16 protein-coding genes and 1 pseudogene are annotated in these 22,177 nt (G+C 67.8%); 15 read left to right on the top strand and 2 right to left on the bottom strand.

The window, feature by feature from the left end:
* Nucleotides 1–14 precede the first annotated feature (14 nt).
* Nucleotides 15–2,474 (bottom strand): DNA topoisomerase (ATP-hydrolyzing) subunit A, encoded by a 2,460-nt coding sequence (locus ACFYPJ_RS35810; protein ID WP_389025795.1) that lies wholly within the window; start codon nt 2,472–2,474, stop codon nt 15–17.
* Nucleotides 2,475–2,785: 311 nt separating this feature from the next.
* Here ACFYPJ_RS35810 and ACFYPJ_RS35805 point away from each other — a divergent pair, with 311 nt between their 5' ends.
* From ACFYPJ_RS35805 to ACFYPJ_RS35790, 4 genes and pseudogenes are all read left to right on the top strand, one after another.
* Nucleotides 2,786–4,186 (top strand): M16 family metallopeptidase, encoded by a 1,401-nt coding sequence (locus ACFYPJ_RS35805; protein WP_389025794.1) that lies wholly within the window; start codon nt 2,786–2,788, stop codon nt 4,184–4,186.
* Nucleotides 4,183–5,571 carry a M16 family metallopeptidase gene (locus ACFYPJ_RS35800; protein WP_389025793.1) on the top strand — a complete coding sequence of 463 codons (1,389 nt, stop codon included), beginning with the start codon at nt 4,183–4,185 and terminating at the stop codon, nt 5,569–5,571. Before ACFYPJ_RS35805 ends, ACFYPJ_RS35800 begins: the two co-directional genes overlap by 4 nt.
* 175 nt (nt 5,572–5,746) lie before the next feature.
* Nucleotides 5,747–5,975 (top strand): annotated as a pseudogene (locus tag ACFYPJ_RS35795) (M23 family metallopeptidase); the annotation flags it as partial.
* A 201-nt stretch (nt 5,976–6,176) separates the two neighbouring features.
* The gene (locus tag ACFYPJ_RS35790) at nt 6,177–6,869 is read left to right on the top strand and encodes a GntR family transcriptional regulator (RefSeq protein WP_389025792.1); all 693 of its coding nucleotides are present in this window, start codon (nt 6,177–6,179) and stop codon (nt 6,867–6,869) included.
* Between the two features lie 384 nt (nt 6,870–7,253).
* On the opposite strand, the gene ACFYPJ_RS35785 is transcribed toward ACFYPJ_RS35790, so the two are convergent.
* On the bottom strand, nt 7,254–7,535 hold the full coding sequence (locus ACFYPJ_RS35785) for an HPr family phosphocarrier protein (protein WP_389025791.1): 282 nt from the start codon (nt 7,533–7,535) through the stop codon (nt 7,254–7,256).
* A 186-nt stretch (nt 7,536–7,721) separates the two neighbouring features.
* Here ACFYPJ_RS35785 and ACFYPJ_RS35780 point away from each other — a divergent pair, with 186 nt between their 5' ends.
* From ACFYPJ_RS35780 to ACFYPJ_RS35730, 11 genes are all read left to right on the top strand, one after another.
* On the top strand, nt 7,722–10,655 hold the full coding sequence (locus ACFYPJ_RS35780; RefSeq protein ID WP_389025790.1) for a GNAT family N-acetyltransferase: 2,934 nt from the start codon (nt 7,722–7,724) through the stop codon (nt 10,653–10,655).
* Nucleotides 10,656–11,078: 423 nt separating this feature from the next.
* Entirely contained in the window at nt 11,079–11,675 is a 597-nt protein-coding gene (locus tag ACFYPJ_RS35775; RefSeq protein ID WP_389025789.1) for a DUF5998 family protein, read from the top strand.
* On the top strand, nt 11,675–12,868 hold the full coding sequence (locus ACFYPJ_RS35770) for an alkaline phosphatase family protein (RefSeq protein ID WP_389025788.1): 1,194 nt from the start codon (nt 11,675–11,677) through the stop codon (nt 12,866–12,868). Before ACFYPJ_RS35775 ends, ACFYPJ_RS35770 begins: the two co-directional genes overlap by 1 nt.
* A 46-nt stretch (nt 12,869–12,914) precedes the next feature.
* Nucleotides 12,915–13,091 carry a hypothetical protein gene (locus ACFYPJ_RS35765; RefSeq protein WP_389025787.1) on the top strand — a complete coding sequence of 59 codons (177 nt, stop codon included), beginning with the start codon at nt 12,915–12,917 and terminating at the stop codon, nt 13,089–13,091.
* Nucleotides 13,091–13,741 (top strand): thymidine kinase, encoded by a 651-nt coding sequence (locus ACFYPJ_RS35760; RefSeq protein ID WP_389025786.1) that lies wholly within the window; start codon nt 13,091–13,093, stop codon nt 13,739–13,741. The genes ACFYPJ_RS35765 and ACFYPJ_RS35760 overlap by 1 nt, the downstream gene beginning before the upstream one ends.
* 1,114 nt (nt 13,742–14,855) lie before the next feature.
* Nucleotides 14,856–16,187: a DNA-methyltransferase gene (locus tag ACFYPJ_RS35755; protein ID WP_389025785.1), complete on the top strand. Its 1,332-nt coding sequence runs from the start codon at nt 14,856–14,858 to the stop codon at nt 16,185–16,187.
* A 3-nt stretch (nt 16,188–16,190) separates the two neighbouring features.
* Nucleotides 16,191–16,793 (top strand): hypothetical protein, encoded by a 603-nt coding sequence (locus tag ACFYPJ_RS35750; RefSeq protein ID WP_389025784.1) that lies wholly within the window; start codon nt 16,191–16,193, stop codon nt 16,791–16,793.
* The gene (locus ACFYPJ_RS35745; RefSeq protein ID WP_389025783.1) at nt 16,790–18,886 is read left to right on the top strand and encodes a DEAD/DEAH box helicase family protein; all 2,097 of its coding nucleotides are present in this window, start codon (nt 16,790–16,792) and stop codon (nt 18,884–18,886) included. Before ACFYPJ_RS35750 ends, ACFYPJ_RS35745 begins: the two co-directional genes overlap by 4 nt.
* Nucleotides 18,887–18,952: 66 nt before the next feature.
* A complete protein-coding gene (locus ACFYPJ_RS35740) occupies nt 18,953–19,138 on the top strand; it encodes a hypothetical protein (RefSeq protein ID WP_389025782.1) in 186 nt (61 codons plus the stop codon).
* The gene (locus ACFYPJ_RS35735; RefSeq protein WP_389025781.1) at nt 19,135–21,099 is read left to right on the top strand and encodes an AAA family ATPase; all 1,965 of its coding nucleotides are present in this window, start codon (nt 19,135–19,137) and stop codon (nt 21,097–21,099) included. Before ACFYPJ_RS35740 ends, ACFYPJ_RS35735 begins: the two co-directional genes overlap by 4 nt.
* Nucleotides 21,092–21,484, top strand: coding sequence for a hypothetical protein (locus ACFYPJ_RS35730; RefSeq protein WP_389025780.1), 393 nt, complete (start codon nt 21,092–21,094; stop codon nt 21,482–21,484). Before ACFYPJ_RS35735 ends, ACFYPJ_RS35730 begins: the two co-directional genes overlap by 8 nt.
* Nucleotides 21,485–22,177 lie beyond the last annotated feature (693 nt).

Here is a 22,177-nt window from a genome sequence, read left to right as displayed (position 1 = left end):
TCCGGAGGGCCTGCCTAGAAGGCCGGGCCCGCCACCACCGACACCGTCTTCGCCAGTGACACGCCCGAGCCGTCGCGGCGCGGGTCCAGCTCCGGCAGGTCGACCGGCCCGCCGTTCTTCTGCGACGCCCGCGCCGGGACCGGGCCCGCCCAGGCCAGGGACAGACAGTCCTCGCCCTTCAGGAACCGCTGGCAGCGTACTCCGCCGGTGGCCCGCCCCTTGCGCGGATACTGGTCGAACGGGGTCAGCTTGGCCGTCGTATGCACTGAGTCGTCCAGCGTGCCCCGCGAGCCCGCCACCGTGAAGACCACCGCCTCCACGGCCGGGTCCACCGCGGTGAAGGAGATCACCTTGGCACCCTCGGTGAGCTTGATACCGGCCATGCCGCCCGCCGGGCGGCCCTGCGGGCGGACCTGGGACGCCTGGTAGCGCAGCAGCTGCGCGTCGTCCGTGATGAACACCAGGTCCTCCTCACCGGTGCGCAGCTCCATCCCGCCGACGATCCGGTCGCCCTCCTTGAGCGCGATGACCTCCAACTCGTCCTTGTTGGACGGGTAGTCGGGCACCACGCGCTTCACCACGCCCTGCGCGGTGCCGAGCGCCAGGCCCGGGGACGACTCGTCGAGCGTGGTCAGGCAGACCACCGTCTCGTCGTCCTCCAGACTCACGAACTCCGCCAGCGGGGCGCCGCCCGCCAGGTTCGGCACCGCCGTGACCTCGGGCAGCTGCGGCAGGTCGACCACGTTGACCCGCAGCAGGCGGCCGGCGGACGTCACCACACCCACCTCGCCGCGTGCCGTCGCCGGGACCGCCGAGATGATCACGTCGTGCTTGACCCGCTTGGTCCCGGTGTCGGCCGGGAAGGGCTCGGCGTCCGCGGTCCGGGCCAGCAGCCCGGTCGAGGACAGCAGCACCCGGCACGGATCGTCGGCCACCTGGAGCGGCACGGGGGCGACCGGTGCGGCCCCCGCCTCCAGCAGCAGCGTACGGCGGGGGGTGGCGAACTTCTTGGCCACCGCGGCGAGTTCGGCGGAGACCAGCTTGCGCAGTTCGGCGTCCGACTCCAGGATCTGGGTCAGCTCCGCGATCTCCTCGTTCAGCCGCTCCTTCTCCGCCTCCAGTTCGATCCGGTCGTACTTGGTCAGGCGGCGCAGGGGGGTGTCCAGGATGTACTGGGTCTGGATCTCCGAGAGGGTGAAGTGCTCCATCAGACGGGCCTTCGCCTGCGCGCTGTTCTCGCTGGAGCGGATGAGCCGGATGACCTCGTCGATGTCGACCAGGGCGGTGAGCAGGCCCTCCACCAGGTGCAGCCGGTCGCGTCGCTTGGTGCGGCGGAACTCCGAGCGGCGGCGCACCACGTTGAAGCGGTGGTCGAGATAGACCTCCAGGAGTTCCTTCAGGCCCAGGGTGAGCGGCTGGCCGTCGACCAGGGCCACGTTGTTGATACCGAAGGACTCCTCCATCGGCGTCAGCTTGTAGAGCTGCTCCAGGACCGCCTCGGGCACGAAGCCGTTCTTGATCTCGATGACCAGGCGCAGGCCGTGCTCCCGGTCCGTGAGGTCCTTGACGTCGGCGATGCCCTGGATCTTCTTCGAGCCGACCAGGTCCTTGATCTTGGAGATCACCTTCTCCGGGCCGACCGCGAACGGCAGTTCCGTGACGATCAGACCCTTGCGGCGGGCCGTCACCGTCTCCACGGACACCGTGGCGCGGATCCGGAACGTGCCCCGGCCCGTCTCGTACGCGTCGCGGATCCCGGAGAGGCCGACGATCCGGCCGCCGGTGGGCAGGTCGGGGCCCGGCACGTGCTTGATCAGGGCGTCCAGATCGGCGTTCGGATGCCGGATCAGGTGGCGCGCGGCCGCGATCACTTCGCCGAGGTTGTGCGGCGGCATGTTGGTGGCCATGCCCACCGCGATGCCCGACGTGCCGTTCACCAGCAGGTTCGGGAAGGCGGCCGGCAGGGCCGACGGCTCCTGCTCCTGGCCGTCGTAGTTGGGCGCGAAGTCGACCGTGTCCTCGTCGATCGACTCGGTCATCAGGCTGGTGGCCTCGGCCATCCGGCACTCGGTGTACCGCATGGCGGCCGGCGGGTCGTCGTTGCCCAACGAGCCGAAGTTGCCGTGGCCGTCCACCAGCGGGACACGCATCGAGAAGGACTGGGCCATACGCACCAGGGCGTCGTAGATGGACGCGTCTCCGTGCGGGTGGAGCTTGCCCATGACGTCGCCGACGACACGCGCGCACTTCACGTAGCCGCGGTCGGGACGCAGGCCCATCTCGTTCATCTGGTAGACGATGCGGCGGTGCACCGGCTTGAGGCCGTCGCGCGCATCCGGCAGCGCGCGGGAGTAGATGACCGAGTACGCGTACTCAAGGTAGGAGCCCTGCATCTCGTCCACGACGTCGATGTCGAGGATTCTCTCCTCGAACGGTTCGTCGGGTGGCGGGGTCTTCGTGCTGCGGCGGGCCATCGCTGCCGGCTCCTCCTGTTTCCGGTCGCTCCCCTGCGGGGCGTTCGTACTGAAGCGTGAACGTGATCTGCTGCGGACCATTGTGGACCGCGACACTGACAACCCGGGCCAGGCCCCGGTGCCGGCGGCCGGCCCCGGCGCCGGAGCCGGCCGCGGGGCCGCCTCGTGGTATGACCCCCGCAGGCTACGCGATCCGCTGTGGGCGTACGTCCCGCGGGAACTTCGCCTGAGGTCCGCACGCTTGCATACAGTGGCAGGACTGGCAGGAAATCCGCGGTTTCGCAACCGCACCCGCGATCGAAGGGACGTACATGCCCATGGGTCACACGGCCACAGCCGAGGCAGGCTCCGGGGGCCTGACAGCGACCGAGCACCGCCTGGCCAACGGTCTGCGCGTGGTGCTCTCCGAGGACCACCTGACCCCGGTCGCCGCGGTCTGCCTCTGGTACGACGTCGGCTCGCGCCACGAAGTCAAGGGGCGCACCGGTCTGGCTCACCTTTTCGAGCACCTGATGTTCCAGGGGTCCGCGCAGGTGACGGGCAACGGGCACTTCGAGCTGGTGCAGGGCGCCGGCGGCTCGCTGAACGGCACCACCAGCTTCGAGCGCACCAATTACTTCGAGACCATGCCCGCCCACCAGCTGGAACTCGCCCTCTGGCTGGAGGCCGACCGCATGGGCTCCCTGCTGGCCGCGCTCGACGACGAGTCCATGGAGAACCAGCGGGACGTCGTCAAGAACGAGCGCCGCCAGCGGTACGACAACGTGCCCTACGGCACCGCGTTCGAGCGGCTGACCGCCCTCGCCTACCCGGAGGGCCACCCGTACCACCACACGCCCATCGGTTCGATGGCGGACCTGGACGCGGCCACGCTGGAGGACGCGCGCCAGTTCTTCCGCACCTACTACGCGCCCAACAACGCCGTACTCTCCGTAGTCGGCGACATCGACCCGGAGCAGACCCTCGCCTGGATCGAGAAGTACTTCGGCTCCATCGCGTCCCACGACGGCAAGCCCGAGCCCCGCGACGGCGCGCTCCCCCTGGTCATGGGCGAGCAACTGCGCGAGGTCGTCGTGGAGGAGGTCCCGGCCCGCGCCCTGATGGCGGCCTACCGGCTGCCGGAGGACGGCACGCGCGCGTCCGACGCGGCCGACCTCGCGCTCACCGTCCTCGGCGGCGGCGAGTCCTCCCGTCTGTACAACCGGCTCGTCCGGCGCGACCGTACGGCGGTGGCGGCCGGATTCGGCCTGCTGCGGCTGGCCGGCGCCCCCTCTCTGGGCTGGCTGGACGTGAAGACCTCCGGTGACGTCGAGGTGCCGGTCATCGAGGCCGCCATCGACGAGGAGCTGGCCCGGTTCGCCGCCGAGGGCCCCACGCCGGAGGAAATGGAGCGCGCGCAGGCGCAGTTGGAGCGCGAGTGGCTGGACCGGCTCGGCACCGTCGCGGGCCGCGCCGACGAACTGTGCCGGTTCGCCGTCCTGTTCGGTGACCCGCAGCTCGCCCTCACCGCCGTGCAGCGTGTCCTGGAGGTGACCGCCCAGGAGGTCCAGGAGGTCGCCCAGGCCAGGCTGCGCCCCGACAACCGCGCGGTGCTCGTCTACGAGCCGCTGTCCGCGGAGTCCGCGGCCCACACCGAGGACGTGGACGTACCCGAGGACCCCGAGTCCGAAGCCACCGTCGAAGCCGGCGACAACGAGGAGGCGGCCAAGTGACCGAGCTCGCCACGATGGAGTTCCATCCCCAGCCCCGCGCCGGCGAGGCGAAGCCGTGGGCCTTCCCGGCCCCCGAGCGCGGCACGCTGGACAACGGCCTGACCGTCCTGCGCTGCCACCGCCCCGGCCAGCGGATCGTCGCCGTGGAGGTGCTGCTGTCCGCACCCCTGGACGCCGAACCGGCCGGCCTGGACGGCGTGGCCACGATCATGGCGCGGGCCTTCTCCGAGGGCACCGACCGGCACTCCGCCGAGGAGTTCGCCGCCGAGCTGGAGCGGGCCGGCGCCACCCTGGACTCGCACGCCGACCACCCGGGCGTCCGGCTGAGCCTGGAGGTCCCGGCCTCCCGCCTGGCCAAGGGCCTCGGGCTGCTGTCCGACGCGCTGCGTGCGCCCGCGTTCGCCGACAGCGAGGTCGAGCGGCTGGTCCGCAACCGCCTCGACGAGATCCCGCACGAGCTGGCCAACCCGGCCCGCCGTGCCGCCAAGGAACTCTCCAAGGAGCTGTTCCCGGCGGCCTCGCGCATGTCGCGCCCGCGCCAGGGCACCGAGGAGACCGTCACCAAGATCGACGCTGCGGCGGTGCGCGGCTTCTACGAGCGGCACGTGCGGCCCGCCACGGCCACCGCCGTGGTCGTCGGCGACCTGACCGGCATCGACCTGGACGCGCTGCTCGACGAGTCCCTGGGCGCCTGGACCGGTGCCACGTCCGAGCCGCGGCCGGTGCCGTCGGTGGGCGCCGACGACCACGGCCGGGTCGTCATCGTGGACCGTCCGGGCGCCGTCCAGACGCAGCTGCTCATCGGCCGCGTCGGCTCCGACCGGCACGACCGGGTCTGGCCCGCCCAGGTGCTCGGCACGTACTGCCTCGGCGGCACCCTCACCTCCCGGCTGGACCGCGTCCTGCGCGAGGAGAAGGGCTACACCTACGGCGTGCGCGCGTTCGGCCAGGTCCTGCGGTCCGCCCCGGACGGCACGGGCGTCTCGCTGCTCGCGATCAGCGGTTCCGTGGACACCCCGAACACCGGTCCCGCGCTGGCGGACCTGTGGACGGTGCTGCGCACGCTGGCGGCGGAGGGGCTCACGGACGCGGAGCGCGATGTCGCCGTGCAGAACCTGGTCGGGGTGGCGCCGCTGAAGTACGAGACGGCCGCGGCGGTGGCGAGCACGCTCGCCGACCAGGTGGAGCAGTACCTGCCCGATGACTACCAGGCGACGCTCTACCAGCAGCTGGCCGCCACCGGCACCGTCGAGGCCACGGCCGCCGTGGTGAACGCCTTCCCGGTGGACGGCCTGGTGACGGTCCTGGTCGGCGACGCGGCACAGATCAAGGAACCGGTCGAGGCCCTTGGCATCGGCGAGGTCCGCGTGGTTCCCGCGGAGTAGCCCACGGCCCCGCGCGCGTGGCGAAGCCCCACGCGCGCGGGCGGCTCCGCCACGGCGCGACCGGTTCCGCGCGGGCCTGACGGGGTGCACCCGGACGGGGCCCACTGGCACCGGAGGCCGATCCGGGCACGTCGGGGAACCCGTCCGCTGGCGGTACGCGCTACGCGGCGGCTACGAGATCCTGATCAGAATGACCGATGGCATGTACACCCAGTAGGGCCGTCTGTCGTCCATCGGCGTCCCGGCGGGCGGGCAGGTCACTCCAGGACAGCAGATCGGGCTGTCCGGCGCGACGGGCTACCCGACCGGGGCGCACCTCCACTTCGAGGCGCCGGACGACGGCGGAGTACGGCTCCGACGTCGACCCCGTCGGACACCTCCGCGGCCACGGCGTGAATGTCTGACGACTGGCGGCGACCCCAACCGTGACCCCGGCCCCCGCGCCCGGGGTTTCGTCGTTTCGGATGTGTCGCTGTCAACGTGTCGCTGTCCAAAAAATATCCATGGATTCCGGCCCGCCATCGGAAATTCCGACTCATTGCAATAGAGTCGCGGAACACGCGTCAATCGTCGACGTTTCACGGGGATTAAGGCGGAGGTCGGGTATGCGTATTCCGGCGCACTCGGTGTGCACGGCGATCCGGGACGACATCGTCGCCGGTGTCTACGAACGCGGCAGCCGGCTCACTGAAGAACTCCTCGCGCGCCGTTACGGCGTTTCCCGCGTCCCCGTCCGCGAGGGCCTGCGGACCCTGGAGGCGGAGGGTTTCGTGGTGACGCGGCGGCACGCGGGCGCGTGCGTGGCCGAACCGACCGAGCAGGAGGCCGCCGACCTCCTGGAGATGCGCCTGCTCCTGGAGCCGCTGGGCGCCTCCCGGGCCGCCCAGCGGCGCACCGAGGCCCACGTCAAGGTGTTGCGCGGCCTGGTCCGGCTGGGCCAGGAGCGGGCCAGACGCGGCAACAGCGAAGAACTGCGTTCCCTGGGCGGCTGGTTCCACGCGACGCTCGCCCAGGCATCCGGGAGCCAGGCCCTGACCTCGACGCTCACCCAGCTCCGGTACAAGATCGCCTGGATGTACGCGGTGGAGGCGCCTGCCAGTCACGTCGAGTCCTGGGCGGAGCACGGCGTCATCGTGGACGCGGTGGTGCGCGGCGACGCGGAGCGCGCGCGGGCGGTGACGGCCCTGCACACCGAGCGCGCGACCGGCGCGCACCGACTGCGCTTCGAGCGCGGCGACCGTCCGGTATCCGTGAGGACTTCGCAACGTCCCGTAAACATGTCGGGTCTGCGAAATTAACAAGGGCGTCGTATACAAAGGAGAGATATTCGACGGCGGTGTATTTCCGCTGCCGTTTTTCCGTGCGCCCGGAATTTCCGTCGGGTGTCGCTCACGTGTGCCCGACGTGAATTCGATGCGGCTCGGTCGAAATCGGTCGGGGGGCGTGCGTATCCGCGCGGGGGCATGCGGATACGGGCGAGGACGCGTGGATACGCGCGGGGAAGCCGGGAGTACGGGCGGGGACGCGTGAATACCGGGGCTCGATACGGTGAAGCCGCGCCGCCCGGAACGGGCCGGCGCGGCTCCGGCCGCCGCCGCTGCGGCGACGCGCGCTCGGACGCGGCCTGCCTCAGGGCGCCAGTTCGTCGGGCCGCGAGGGCGTCAGGGCGCGACGGCGGGTGCTCAGACGGTCTCGGGCAGCTCCTCCAGCCCCTCGGCGACCAGCTTCGCCAGCCGGTCCAGGGCGACGTCGGCGCCCTCGGCGTCGGAGGCGAGGACGATCTCCTCGCCGCCCTGCGCACCCAGCCCGAGCACGGCCAGCATGGAGGCGGCGTTGACCGGGGCGCCCCCGGACTTGGCGATGGTCACCGGGATGCCCGCGGCCGTGGCGGCTCGGACGAAGATGGAGGCGGGACGGGCGTGAAGGCCCTCGGCCCAGCCGACGTTGATGCGGCGCTCAGCCATGTGTTGCTGCCCTTCCGAGTTCAGAGTTGTCTAGGTTGTCTAGACCAGTTTTCCATACGGTGAAGCGTGCCCGGAGCGGCGCCGCGTCCGGCCCCGCTGGGTCGTCGGAACGGGGCCTCGCTCCGGTGTCCGTCCTCCACAGACTGCCTCGCGCCGTTGTCATGGGCGAGCCGTACTCTGGGCCCCATGCGGACCATGGTGGACCGGCACGGCCGACACGAGTACCCCGCCCACTGGGAGGCGGACGTGGTACTGCGCGACGGCGGCACCGCACGCATCCGGCCCATCACCGCCGATGACGCCGACCGCCTGGTCAGCTTCTACGAGCAGGTCTCCGACGAGTCGAAGTACTACCGCTTCTTCGCACCGTACCCGCGCCTGTCCGCCAAGGACGTCCACCGCTTCACTCATCACGACTTCGTGGACCGGGTGGGACTCGCGGCCACCGTCGGCGACGAGTTCATCGCGACCGTACGCTACGACCGCATCGACGCCGACGGCGTGTCCGCACCCGCCGGCCGGCCGCCCGCCCCCACCCCCGCCGGAGGGCGTGCCGGGGCCGCTCCCGCCGTCTCCGACCAGGCCGAGGTCGCCTTCCTGGTGCAGGACGCGCACCAGGGCCGCGGGGTCGCCTCCGCCCTCCTGGAACACATCGCCGCCGTCGCGCGCGAGCGCGGAATCCGCCGCTTCACCGCCGAGGTGCTGCCCGCCAACACCAAGATGATCAAGGTGTTCACGGACGCCGGCTACACCCAGAAACGCAGCTTCGAGGACGGCGTCGTACGCCTGGAGTTCGACCTGGAGCCCACCGCGCGTTCGCTCGCCGTGCAGCGCGCCCGGGAACAGCGCGCCGAGGCGCGCTCCGTGCGCCGGCTGCTCGCGCCCCGCTCCGTCGCGGTCCTCGGCGTGGGCCGCGCGCCCGGCGGCGTGGGCCGCGGCGTGCTCGGCAACCTCCGGGACGCCGGGTTCACCGGGAGCCTGTACGCGGTCAACACGGCCTTCCCCGAGGAGTTGAAGGAGGTCGCCGGGGTGCCCGCCCACCGCTCGGTGCGGGACATCGAGGACCCTGTCGACCTCGCGGTCCTCGCCGTCCCGGCCGAGCAGATGACCGAGGCGGTCACCGACTGCGGCGAACACGGCGTGCAGGGTCTCGTGGTGATCTCCGCCGGATACGCGGAGAGCGGCCCCGAGGGACACGAGCGGCAGCGCGCACTCGTCCGGCACGCGCGCACGTACGGCATGCGGCTCGTCGGACCGAACGCCTTCGGGATCATCAACACCTCCGAGGAGGTGCGGCTCAACGCCTCGCTCGCGCCCGAACTGCCGCGCCCCGGGCGGATCGGCCTGTTCGCCCAGTCCGGGGCGATCGGCATCGCGCTGCTGTCCCGGCTGCACCGGCGCGGGGGAGGGGTCACCGGGGTCACGGGCGTCTCCACCTTCGTGTCGTCCGGCAACCGGGCGGACGTCTCCGGCAACGACCTCATCCAATACTGGTTCGACGACCCCGACACCGACGTCGTCCTCATGTATCTGGAGACTTTGGGCAACCCGCGCAAGTTCACCCGGCTGGCACGCCGGACGGCCGCGGCGAAGCCGCTGGTCGTGGTGCAGGGATCCGGATCCGCGCCACTGGGCCACGCGGTGCGGGCCACCCGGCTGCCGCACGCCACGGTGTCCGCGCTGCTGCGGCAGGCGGGAGTCATCCGGGTCGACACGATCACCGAACTCGTCGACGCGGGACTGCTGCTCGCACGCCAGCCGCTGCCCGCCGGGCCCCGGGTGGCGATCCTCGGCAACTCCGAGTCACTGGGGCTGCTCACCTACGACCGGTGCCTGGCCGAGGGGCTGCGCCCGGGACGCCCGCTGGACCTGACGACGCAGGCCACGGCAGAGGACTTCCACCGGGCGCTGTCCCGGGCGCTCGCGGACGACACCTGCGACGCGGTGGTCGTCACAGCCATCCCGGCGATCGGGGACGGCCCGCCCCGGGACGCGGAACTGGCGCAGGCGCTGCGCTCCGCCGCCGCGGCGGCGCCGGCGAAGCCCGTGCTCGTCGTGCACGTGGAACTGGGCGGGCTCGCGGAGGCGCTGTCCGCGGCGGCCGGCACGGCTCCCCAGGTCGGCACGGCTCCCCAGGTCGGAGCCGGCACAAGTACGTCGGGGGACGACTCCGGGGCCCGGCCTGAGCCGCCCCCGCCCGGCGCACCACGGACGCAGCCGCAGAAGGGCGCCGCACCGGGAGCGGCCCGCGAGGGCACCCGCCTCATCCCCGCCTATCCGGCGGCCGAGCGCGCCGTGCGGGCGCTCGCCGAAGCCGTCAGATACGCGCAGTGGCGGCGCGAGGCGGCCGATCCCGGGAAAGTGCCCGAGTACGGGGACATCGACGAGAAGGGGGCCGCCGACCTGATCGCCGACCTGCTCACCCGCGGGCAGGACCTCACGATCGGGACCGAGGAGACCTGCGAGCTGCTCGGAAAGTACGGCATCCACGTACGCCGCGCACTGCCCGCCCCCGGCCCGGACGCCGCCGCCGAGGCCGCCCGCACCCTCGGCTACCCGGTCGCCCTCAAGGCGACCGCCCCGCACCTGCGACACCGCGCCGACCTGGGCGGAGTGCGGCTCGACCTGGCCGACGAGGAGCAACTGCGCCGCACCTACGCCGAGTTGACCAAACTTTTCGGCAGACCGGAGGAACTGCGGCCGGTGGTGCAGGCGATGGCACCCCGAGGCGTGGACACCGTGGTACGAGCCGTCATCGACCCGGCGGCCGGCGCCGTGCTCTCCTTCGGGCTGGCCGGAGCCGCTTCGCAACTGCTCGGCGACGTCGCGCACCGGCTGATCCCGGTGACCGACCGGGAGGCGGCCTCGCTGGTGCGGTCCATCCGGACGGCACCGGTGCTGTTCGGCTGGCGCGGCTCCGCGCCGGTCGACACGCCCGCCCTTGAGGAGGTGCTGCTGCGGGTGTCCCGGCTGGTCCATGACCACCCCGAGGTGGTGGCCGTCACCCTGGAACCGGTGGTCGTGGCCCCGCACGGCCTGAGCGTGCTCGGCGCCACGGTACGGCTCGCGCCCCCGCCGGCCCGCGACGACCTGGGACCCCGGATGCTTCCGCTGTACTGACGCGGATCCACCGAGCCCGCTCCTGAACTGCCACCCGTTACTGCTACCCGTCGCCGCCACCTGTCCCTGCTGCCCGTCACTGCCACCCGTCCGCCCCGGTACTGCTCTGCCGAGGTCTCGCTTGTCGCCGCACCAGCCGCCGAGGGTTCGGATGCCGCCGTACCGCCGCCGAGGTCTCGCGTGCCGCCGCACCGCCGCCGAGCCGCCCAGCGCACTGACGCGGACCCGACATGCACACCCCGGCCGGGACCCACGTACCGGACCGGCCTTCCCGCGCCGGGACCCACGCCTCGGACCGGCATTGCCGCCCGCCGGGACTGAGCCACCGGACCGGCGTTCCCGCTCTCCCGGACCCGCTCTCCCGGACCCGTCCGCCGGCCCGGCGTTCCCGACTGGCCCGGAGCCCGCGGGCCACGGACTAGGATGGACGCCATGGCCAAGACCAGTACGACGACCCAGGGGCTGCGTGCGGCAATCGAACGCAGCGGCTACTACCCGGCCCTCGTGGCCGAGGCGGTGGAGGCCGCCGTGGGCGGCGAGCCCATGCGGTCGTACCTGGTCCACCAGGAGACGACCTTCGACCAGAACGAGGTGCGGCGGCACGTGACCGTGCTGGTCCTCACCGGCAACCGGTTCATCGTCAGCCACACCGACGAACAGGCCGCCGACAGCGACTCCCCGACGCCGTTCGCCACCACTTCCACGGAGTCCGTGAAGCTCGACCGGATCTCGTCCGTGGTGGTCAGCCGCGTGGTCGCCAACCCGGAGCAGTACAAGCCCGGTACGCCGCCCCGTGAGGTCGTGCTGACCATCGGCTGGGGCGCCGTCTCCCGTATCGACCTGGAACCCGCCGCCTGCGGTGACCCGAACTGCGAGGCCGACCACGGCTACACGGGCAGTTCCACGGCGGACGATCTCAGTCTGCGGGTCAGCGAGGCGGGGGACGGCCCGGAGTCGGTGCGCGAGGCACTCGCCTTCGCGCAGGCGCTCTCCGAGGCGACCGCGGATCTCACGCGCTGATGGCGCAGACCGCAGCCTGGGACTCGCATCCGGAGCCGCTCGCCCTCGGCAGCGCGCCGCTGCCCGAGTACGGCAGCGGCTCGCTGGCCGACCTGCTGCCCACCCTGGCGGCCGGAATGTCCGTCCCCGGTATGACGGCGACGATCCCGGAACTGACCGCAGCCGACCGTAACTGCGTCTTCTTGATCGACGGTCTCGGCTGGGAGCAACTCACCGCCCACCCGGACGAGGCCCCCTTCCTGACCTCGCTGCTCGGCAGCTCGCGCGGCGGTACCGGCCGCCCGATCACCGCCTGCTACCCGGCGACCACCGCGACCTCCCTCGCCTCCGTCGGCACCGGCCTGCCGCCGGGCGCGCACGGCCTGCCGGGGTACACGGTGCGCGACCCCGGGACCGGCGGCCTGATGAACCAGCTGCGCTGGCAGCCGTGGACCGAGCCGCGGGTCTGGCAGCCGTACCCCACCGTCTTCCAGCTGGCCCAGGACGCGGGGGTGCACGCCGCCCAGGTTTCCTCCCCGGCCTTCGCGAACACCCCGCTGACCAAGGTCGCGCTCAGTGGCGGCACGTTCCACGGGCGGCTCAGCGGCGAGGAGCGCATGGACCTCGCGGCCGAGCAACTGGCCGCTGCCGACCGGGCCCTGGTGTACACGTACTACGCCGAACTGGACGGGGCGGGACACCGCTACGGCGTCGCCTCCGACACCTGGCGCGGCCAGCTCATGTACGTCGACCGGCTCGTCCAGCGCCTCGCCGAGCAGTTGCCCCCGCGCAGCGCGCTCTACGTCACCGCCGACCACGGCATGGTCGACGTGCCCTTCGACGAGGTGCACCGCATCGACTTCGACGAGGACTGGGAGCTGCGGGCGGGCGTTGCCCTGCTGGGCGGCGAGGGCCGCGCGCGCCATGTCTACGCGCTGCCGGGCGCCGCGGACGATGTTCTTACCTGCTGGCGCGAGGTGCTGGGCGAGCAGTTCTGGGTTGCCTCGCGCGACGAGGCGATCGCCTCGGGCTGGTTCGGTCCGCGGGTCGACGACCGCGTGTACGCACGCATCGGCGACGTGGTCGCCGCCGCCCACGACGACGTGCTGATCATCGCCTCCGAGCGGGAGCCGAAGGAGTCGGCGATGGTCGGCAACCACGGCTCGATGACCCCCGCCGAGCAATTGGTGCCCCTGCTCGAATCACGTTCCTGAAAGCCGACCCGCTGTCACACTTTCGCCGAAAGGTGCTCAACCTGTCATGCCCGAGCTGGTGTTCTTCTCCGGAACGATGGACTGCGGGAAATCCACCGATTTTCTTGGGTATTCGCTATTCGAATGTTGTGGTGTGGGTGGTGTGGTGGGGGCTGGTGGTGGGGTGGTGTGTGTCGGTGGGGTCTCTTGTCTTCGTTTGGTTGGAAAGGTTCTTCTGGCCTGATGTCCGAATTGGTGTTCTTCTCGGGGACGATGGACTGTGGAAAGTCAACTTTGGCGCTACAAATCGAACATAACCGGACCGCGCGTGGTCTACAGGGGCTGATATTCACACGTGACGACCGTGCGGGTGAGGGCAAGCTGTCGTCGCGTCTGGGATTGGTGACCGATGCGGTGGAGGCTGGGCCGGGGCTGGATCTGTACGGGTATGTGGTGGATCAGTTGTCCCGTGGCGGCCGGGTGGACTATGTGATTGTGGACGAGGCGCAGTTCCTGTTGCCCGGGCAGATCGACCAGTTGGCCCGGATTGTGGATGACTTGGAGCTGGATGTTTTCTCGTTCGGTATCACCACGGATTTCCGGACGAGGCTTTTTCCTGGGTCCCAGCGTTTGATCGAGCTGGCGGATCGTCTGGAGACGTTGCAGGTCGAGGCGATGTGCTGGTGTGGTGCGCGGGCTACGCACAATGCTCGGACTGTGGGTGGAGAGATGGTTGTAGAGGGGGAGCAGGTTGTTGTGGGTGACGTGGCGGGGTCGGTGGCGGAGGTGGGGTATGAGGTGTTGTGCCGGCGTCATCACCGTAAGCGGATGACGAGTGCGGCGGCGCGGGCGGCGGCGCTGTCGCCGGATGTGCTGCCTGTTACCGGCACTTGACCGCCGGTCGGTGAGAAGCGCGTCGACTTGTTTTCCGGCCGCACTGGCCATGGAGTGGCGGAAGGCTCTGGGCGGTGACCGTGGTTGGAGGTTCGAGTTCCAAGCAGGACTCGCGGTCAACGGCTGCTCATGTCCGAATCCGTGTGGCCTGCGGAGATTCGCTTGCAGTGACCGCGTCGGGGCATCTGTAGAAGGTGCGGGTCGGGTGACGTCGTGGAGTTCCGGTTCAATGTATGGGGCATGCAATAGGCGTGGATGCGGCGATTTAGCAAAACGACAGGTCAGGTGGGGTCGGCTCGATTCGGGTCGGCCCCGTTGGCGTGTGCCGTGGCTGGATGGTGGCTGGATGACCTGACGTCTCGTCACCTGTCGTCATCTGTCGTTCTCTGTACGGCGGCTGGATTTTGGCTGGATGGAGCTGGGTGGGGAGTCGGGGTGGGGGCGGCGGGTATGCCGGTGTGGGGCGAGGGTTTCGGGCGGGCCGCCATACGGGCGGGGCGCGGGGTGAATGGCCGTGTCGGGGCCCGCGTGGCCGCTCAGCTGGACGTCATGGTGCCGTCGCCGCGCTTGGTCGCAGGTTCGAGTCGCCGGGGCGGCGCCACGGCGCCAACGCAGCCGGTGTCGCCCGGTCCAGGCTGGTCTTTCGATCGGACTCGACCAGCAGCACACCGCCGGACTGGGAGACCGCGTCCCCAACCTCCTTCATCGACGCGGACTGGAGGGTAGGACCTGCTACACTTCATCACCCGAGAAGTGCTTCTTCCCTCGTGGCGTGCCGGTCTCTCGACAAGCCCTATCGTTGCAGTTCAGGAGCGCTTCCCGCGTTTCTGATCAGCTTTCTGGCGGACCACTCCGCGAAGGCGCGAGGCTAGCGGTCAGGGCTGTCGGCCAAGTGCCCGATGCAGTGGCGCGAAGATCACGGGGCAATTCTAGGGAAGCGCCGACTCTGCCCACCTGGACGTTGTGTATCGTCGGCTAGCTGCCGAACGGAACCTCGGCAGGGGTGTGGCCACGGAGGGGAAGCTCACAGGCTCTACTCGCCTGGGGCTGTCGGCGCATGGTGCCTCCGCTCGTGGGACACACTCCGACAAGCACGCCCTAGGCAAGGAACGAGTTGACCACTTTCACGGACGACCAGAAGGTCTACACGACACCCCACGGCACCCAGTTGCATGGGGACTCCCTGAGGCTGCTCCAGGGCCTCGACGACGAGAGTGTGGACCTGATCGTCACGAGCCCGCCCTTCGCCCTGCAGCGGAAGAAGGCATACGGCAACGAAGGTCAGGAGGCGTATGTCGACTGGCTCGTCCAGTTCGGTGAGGCCGCAAAGCGCGTCCTGAAGTCAACCGGGAGCTTCGTCGTCGACATCGGCAACGCTTACCGCAAAGGCAGTCCGACTCGATCCCTCTACCCTTATCGTGTCCTGCTGAAGTTCGTTGACGATGTGAAGTATCACCTTGCGGAGGAGTTCTTCTGGTACAATCCGGCCAAGCTTCCCAGCCCGCTGGAATGGGTAAATAAGCGCCGGATCCGGGTCAAAGATGCCGTAAATACGGTCTGGTGGTTCTCGAAGACTGAATGGCCACAGGCGGACGTCAATCAGGTACTGCTGCCGTACTCGGAGAACATGAAGCGTCTCCTCAAAGACCCGGAAAAATACTACAAGGTGACCCTCCGTCCCAGCGAGCATTCGATCTCAAAGCATTTCGGCAATGATAACGGTGGTTCCATCCCATCAAACCTGCTGCAGATTTCCAACACGGAGTCGAACTCGAACTACCTGCGGCTATGTCGGGCGCTTGATATCAAATCGCATCCTGCCCGGTTCCCGAGCGAGCTGCCGCGATTTTTCATCGAATTCCTCACCAAACCTGGTGACGTCGTTGTCGACATCTTCTCGGGCTCGAACACCACGGGGATGGTCGCGGAACAACTTGGCCGCAAGTGGTACTCGTTCGAACTGAGCCGGGATTACGCGGCACTCTCCATCATGCGGTTCTTGCCGGGGATGAGCCCTCAGGACGCCGAGGCCCTCTATGAGAAGGCACGGACAGGGTCTGTGTCCTTGCCGGACGATGGCCAGCCGCTCCTTACCGCTGCCTCGCAGTCCGCGGTCGCAGAGGCAGCACTTTCCAAAGAGGCTGCGGAAGCGGCTCTGGATGCCACCGAGGCAGATTTCCTGCGTGCGAGCGAGAACCTTGCGGAAGCCAGGTCGGCAGCTGAGAGGGGCCTTGCTGTGACTCTCGATGCGGACGCTGAGAAGGCTGTGGCTGCTGCGCTGGAGCGTGCCCAAGCGTGGGTCGACGACGCTGCCACAGCACGCCGTGCCGCGAAGCGCCGGCTCAACAATGCGAGGAAGCTCGCGGATCAGGCCCACTCCGCGCTCACAGAGTTCGAGGCGTTCTACAGAACGACCTTTGCGGCAGAAGACGTCACGGCGGAGTAGGCCGTGACAGCGCACCCTGAGGATGACTTCACTCTGTTCCCCGAGTCGTTTGGCACACTGGTGCCCATGGTGAGGCGGTCCAGAGCTGGTGCGAGCACTCGCCTCGCAAACCGGCTTTTCGCTGCTTCCCTCGCAAACTGCTGCAGCCCTGACGACACCCTGGATCTTGACAAGAAGCCGTTCGACCTACACACAGCAGCTCCGTTGCCTCCTCTCATGCGCGTCTACTTGTACACGATGACGACCCATCCGTCGGAGCGGCAAGAGGGTGCTTACCGCATCCAGATCATCCTGCCTAACAAGGGTCGGCACTTTGACACCACCGACGACGCGTACCTAGTCCTCGCAGGTTACGAACCGAACTTGGAGGTCTTTGCACTGTGGGACGCGGACGCCCACGACGTTGGGAAAGGCATCCCTCATTCAAAGGGGGTCCAAATTCTCGAGGACACTTTGTTCGAGGCGATGTCTGCGGGAGTGGCTCGTCAGGCAAGGAAGCTCCGCGGCACTGACGAGTCAGAGACTGTAATCGCGTCGCGTCCAGACACCCTGCCGGAGGCGTTAGAGCTGCGTTGGCAACTGTCAATCGAGAGGCTCATCTCGTGAGTGATGACGGCTGGGGTAAGTCAGGATGGACTCCCGAACCGGAGTATGCGAGCGATAGGGAGGATATCCTCAGCGAGTTCTACCTGCGCGCTCTCAGAGAAGCCGTCACCTACGACCGGATTACCGGCTTCTTCGCCAGCAGCGCTCTGGCGCTGTACTGGGAAGCACTACCTGACTTCGTGGACCGCGGCGGAAGGATGCGCATTCTCTGCTCGCCCCGCGTCACCGAGAAGGACGCACAGGGCATCGAACGCGGCTATGAAGCTCGAGACGACGGCTCTCTCGCTGCCGTGCTGCAAGCCGAGTTCAATGCGCTGCTTGCGACCGACCAGCTTCGCAAGCCAGCGCTCGCTCTCGCCGCATTGATCTCCGAAAGACTCCTTGACATCCGCCTCGCTCGGGTCGCCAACGCCTCACTCGACGATCGGCGTATGTTTCACGACAAGGTGGGACTTTTCGCTGATGCGGATGGGCAGCGCATCGGCTTCCGTGGATCTTTGAACGAGACCCACTTCGGCATCGCCTCGGACGGTAACGTCGAGTCGTTCGACGCGTGGACGAGCTGGACGGGCCGCAACGACAGCATCAGGGTCCAGCGATCCACCGAACGTTTTGAGGAGCTCTGGGTCGGCAAGAGTGAAGGGGTTGAAGTCCTTGCCCTCCCCGCGCCCTTTCGGCACTGGCTACAGACTCAGGCAGACGGCGTTGATTGGCGTGAGTTCGCGACTGAGATCACTGTGGGGATCGAGCCGGACCTTGTCATCCGTACTACGCCAGACGGGCGGCCCCTCCGAGAGCAGCAGATTGCAGGACTCGACGAGTGGGAGCGCCACGGTAAGCGAGGGATCCTCGCCCACGCGACTGGGTCAGGCAAGACGGTTACGGGCATCACCGCGATCGTCGGCCACGAAGGGCCCGCACTCGTAGTTGCCCCTTCGCGGTTGGTCGCACGCCAGTGGAAGGAACAGATCGAGGACACGGGTCGCCGGGTGCATCTGTGCGGCGACGGTGAATTCGCCTGGAAGACGAGACTTCATACCTGGCTGACACAGCCTGCCTCGGAGCGCGTGGTGGTCGCCCTCGCTCCCACAGCAGCTCAAAAGCCTTTCGTGAACCAGGCTTCGCGCGCCAAGGGCCTCCTGCTCGTTGGCGATGAGGTTCATCGCCTGGGTGCTGTGTCGTACCGGAACGTTCTGGAGATTAATGCCGCAGCACGCCTAGGGCTATCGGCGACGCCAGAGCGTGCGGGAGATCAGCAAGGTACCTCGGCAATCCTCGACTACTTCGGTGGGGTCATCCACCGCTACACGCTCAGGGACGCCTTGAAGGCCGGCTCCCTCTGTAACTACCTTTACTATCCGCAGCTTGTCCGGCTCAGCCCGCAGGAGCAGGATGACTGGGACGAATTGAGCAAGAAGATCGGACGGCTCGTCGCCCAATCCCACAACTCGTTTGGTGGTGCCACCAATAGCCAGTTGGAACGCATCAGAACACTGACGATGCAGCGAGCTCGGATCGCTAAGAAAGCTTCGGGCAAGACGCCCCTAGCTCGCTCGGTCGTGACCAACAATTATAAGCTCGGGCAGCGTTGGCTCATCTACTGCGACGATAAAGACCAGATGCAGGACATCGCTGACACCCTGCGTTCTGCAGGGATCGACGCATACGAATACTACTCGGACATGCCGGGAGACAAGGCTGCAACGCTGCGGCACTTTGATGAAAACGGTGGCGTGATCGTCTCGATCAAGTGCTTGGACGAAGGCGTCGATATCCCCAACGCGGACCACGCTTTGATCCTGGCATCGTCCAGGAACCCCCGAGAGTTCATCCAGCGCCGAGGGCGCGTGTTGCGCAAGGTCGAAGGGAAGAGCCTCGCCACCATCTACGACGCGATCCTGCAGCCCGAGACCCTCGATGAAACGTCAGGGATGTCGCTGCTGCGGGGTGAGCTAGCCCGTGCGGGCAACTTCGCCCGAGATGCCCTGAATAGTGATGCTCGTGACCCGCTAGAACGGCTAGTTGTGGGGCTCGGCGGGGATCTTGAGACACTATATGAGTATCTCGGTTCCGGCGAGGAGGCGGACAACTAACCTGTGGCTTCACCTACTTCGTTCGGCACTGTGAACGCAAGCACCCCTGTAGTAGGAGTAGAGCTCATGCGAGACAACCTTGCCCAAGTGGTCGAGTCGGTGCGTTCACGGTTCTTTGACGACAGGGTCGATCCAGCGCTGGTTCAACAAATCGTGGAAATCGAGAAGCAGTACGTTGATGATCGGCCCCGCGCGCAGGAAGCCGTGGCCCGCGCCATCCAGGAGCACCTGGACAGGAGTATTGAGGTTTGAGGTACCAGAAGCTCACCGTCGAGAACTTCCTCGTCTTCAAGGGCGAGCAGGTGATCAACATCCCTGACAAGGACGGCGTGGTCGTCCTCTACGGTCGGAACGGAAAGGGCAAGACGTCCCTGCTCAACGCCTTCCGTTGGGCCTGGACCGGTGAAGTTCGCAAGCGGAGCACCCGCCCGCTGCCGCCCGAGGACATCACCAACAAAGTCGCCCTCGGGGAGGCGTCCGGCGTGTCAGTCCGCTGCCGTGTCCGCCTCGAGTTCGAAGCGGAGGGCGCGCAGTGGGATCTTACTCGTTCCCTCACCCGCAAGGGGGAGGAGTACTCCACTGAGCTCACGCTGCGCCGTGATGCGGTCGCCCTGAGCACCGCCGATGCTGGACGCAAGGTGACTGAGCTGATGCCCAGGGAGATTGAGCAGTTCTTCCTGTTCGACGGAGAGCTCCTCGACCAGTACGAAATGCTCCTCGATGACGACAGCACCGCGGGCACCACGCTCCGCGATGCCATTGAACGCATCCTCGGGCTTCCAATTCTGGAGAACGCGGCACGAGACAGTGCTCGGGTGGCTGAGCGCGCCGGCGAGCTGGTCGCTGCTGCTGCGAAGCGGGACTCGAAGACGAAGAAGCTCGGCCAGGCTCTTGATGTTGAGCAGACTCGTCTCCGTGCGTTTCGCCAGAACTACGAGTCGGAGGACCAGAAGGCTAAGGACCTGGAGGCTGAGTCGGGCCAGCTTGACCAGCAGATGGCGGAGCAGTCAGGCAAGCTCGAGATAAAGACTAGGCGTGACGAGACTCTTAAGCGCCTCCAGCGGGCAGAGGTTCAGCGCGACTCGGCCAAGGAAAAGTTCGAGAACCTTCTTGCCGAGTCGTGGAGGGCGGTGCTCGTGGAGCCGATCGAGGCCCGCATCGAACAGGACACCAAGGCGCTTGAGTCTCTCGAAGAGCAGCTGGATGAACTGCGCTTCGCCGCCATCCTCACCCGTCACTTCAAGGCCAGAGGGGAGGATTCCTGCCCGGTGTGTGAGTCCAGCCTGGATGCCAACAACCGTGCTGCCCTCGAGCGACACCTCCAGAGCGCTGGTTCAAGCGAACTGAGCGCCACGGAGGATCAGACGGCAGCGCTGAAGACGAGCCTCAAGCGGCTGCGCGAGTCCGGCCGAGGACACGAGCTTCGGGCCAACCTGAAGTCCGTCGAGGATGACTACCTGAGCCTGCAGCAGCAAATTGAGGACTACCAGGAGGATCTCGACGACTTCGAGGACAAGCTGAAGGGGCAGGACACCGGGCTCACCGAGCTCGTCCAGCGCTCCAAGAACGTCAGCATTCTCCTGCAACAGGCAAAGTCTGCGTGGAAGGCCGAGCGGGAGAAGTACGAGCAGGCCAAAAAGAATGTCGCGAAGCTCGAAGAGCAGATTCGCAAGACAGGCGCGGGTCAGGCTGACCCGGGTGTCTACAAGCGGCAGCGGACTGCTGAGGCCCTCGCGGAGCTCTACCAGAAGGCGATCGTGATCTATCGCGACCAACTCAAGGAAAGCATCCAGGAGAAGGCCACCGAGCTCTTCCAGAGTATGCGATCCGAAAGTGACTACGTGAAGCTTGCGATAAACGAGTCCTACGGCTTGCGCATCCTTGACCGATCCGGAACCCCCGTAAAGCACCGGAGCGCTGGCTACGAGCACCTAGTCGCGCTGTCACTCCTGGGTGGCCTGCAGGCCAGCTCCCCCATCAGCGGGCCACTCGTTATGGACTCTCCGTTCGGACGCCTCGACGACCACCACGTTGACGGCGTCGTCGCCAACCTCGACAAGCTCAGCTCTCAGGTGTTCCTTCTGGTTCACGAGCGTGAGCTCCCCCGAGAGACTGCCCGAGAACTGCTCCGGGGCCGAATGCTGGCCGAGTTTGAGCTGTCTCGCGGAGCGTCCGCGCACGAGACCAACATCCAGGAGCTTCGGAGTGTCTGACACCACCACGCGCGGACGCGTGAACATCGCCCTCACTGGCCGCGCTGAGATTGCTCGAGACGAGATCAGCGCCCGATACCCATTCCGAGAGAAGCAGCAGTTGGTCCGCCTGGGTCTCGCCTACGCCCTTCGGCTCAATCTCGAACCGGTACGCGGAAGCGATTTCGGCCGCGCCGGCGACGGGCAGAACATGAACGTCGGCTCCTTCGACCCAAGTGGGGAGCTCTTTGGCCTAGTGCGTGCATTCCACCCGACATGCGATGACCCAGCCGAGGTTGCCGAGACCCTCATGAGTCTCGGCCTGGTCAAGCTCGCAGAGGATGTTCGGAACAGCGAAGTCACCCGCATTGCCGACATCCTGTATGCGAATGACGGCACCGACTGACGAGGTGCTTCCGAGGCGGGAGCTGCTGTGCATCCTCGCCAATCCGCCCTTGGGGAGCGGCGAGCGCACCAGAGCGAGGGTTGGGCTGGCCCGTGGCCTTCTCGGCTTCGAGACGTTGACGATCAGGAATCTCTTCGCCGTGCCCTCAGGCGCCGTCACGGACATCTCGACACTCGGTGCAACCCCAGCCGGATGGGCCCAGGCTAGACAGCAGTTGGAACCAGCTTTCTCTGTCTGTGATGGAGTGCTGCTGGCTTACGGCATCTCCGAACCGACCGGTGCGGCACGGAAGTACCATCGCGAACAAGTGGAGTGGGTGGCTGAAAGGCTCGTCGCCTCGGGCTGTCAGGCGTTTCAGGTTGGCGATGGGCCGAGGCACCCGTCCCGCTGGCAGCGGTGGACCTCTCGGCATCACAGAGAACTGGAGTTCTCCGCCGCCCTGGAGGCGTCCCTCGAAGCCGTCAGCTTCGGCCGGGCCGCAACTCGCGTAGCCGGAACTGCCCAATGACCTGGCGACCCATGTGCTGCCAAGGTTGCTTCGGGGCGAAGTAGCCCCTCTATTAGAGTGCGTTCCATGGTGCGTCTTGAAAGCTCCATCAGACCTGCGGGTGCGAGTCCCGGTCGGGTAGGCGCCGGAGCGTCCGGTAGCAGGCCCCAGCTTGTCGGAGAGATCCGGCGGGCCGAGCGTGGTGT

Origin of the sequence: Streptomyces sp. NPDC006012, assembly GCF_042871185.1 — a bacterium.
Taxonomy (GTDB): Bacteria; Actinomycetota; Actinomycetes; order Streptomycetales; family Streptomycetaceae; genus Streptomyces.
The sequence above is the reverse complement of the archived record's forward strand: the minus strand, read 5'-3'. Positions and strand labels throughout refer to the sequence as shown.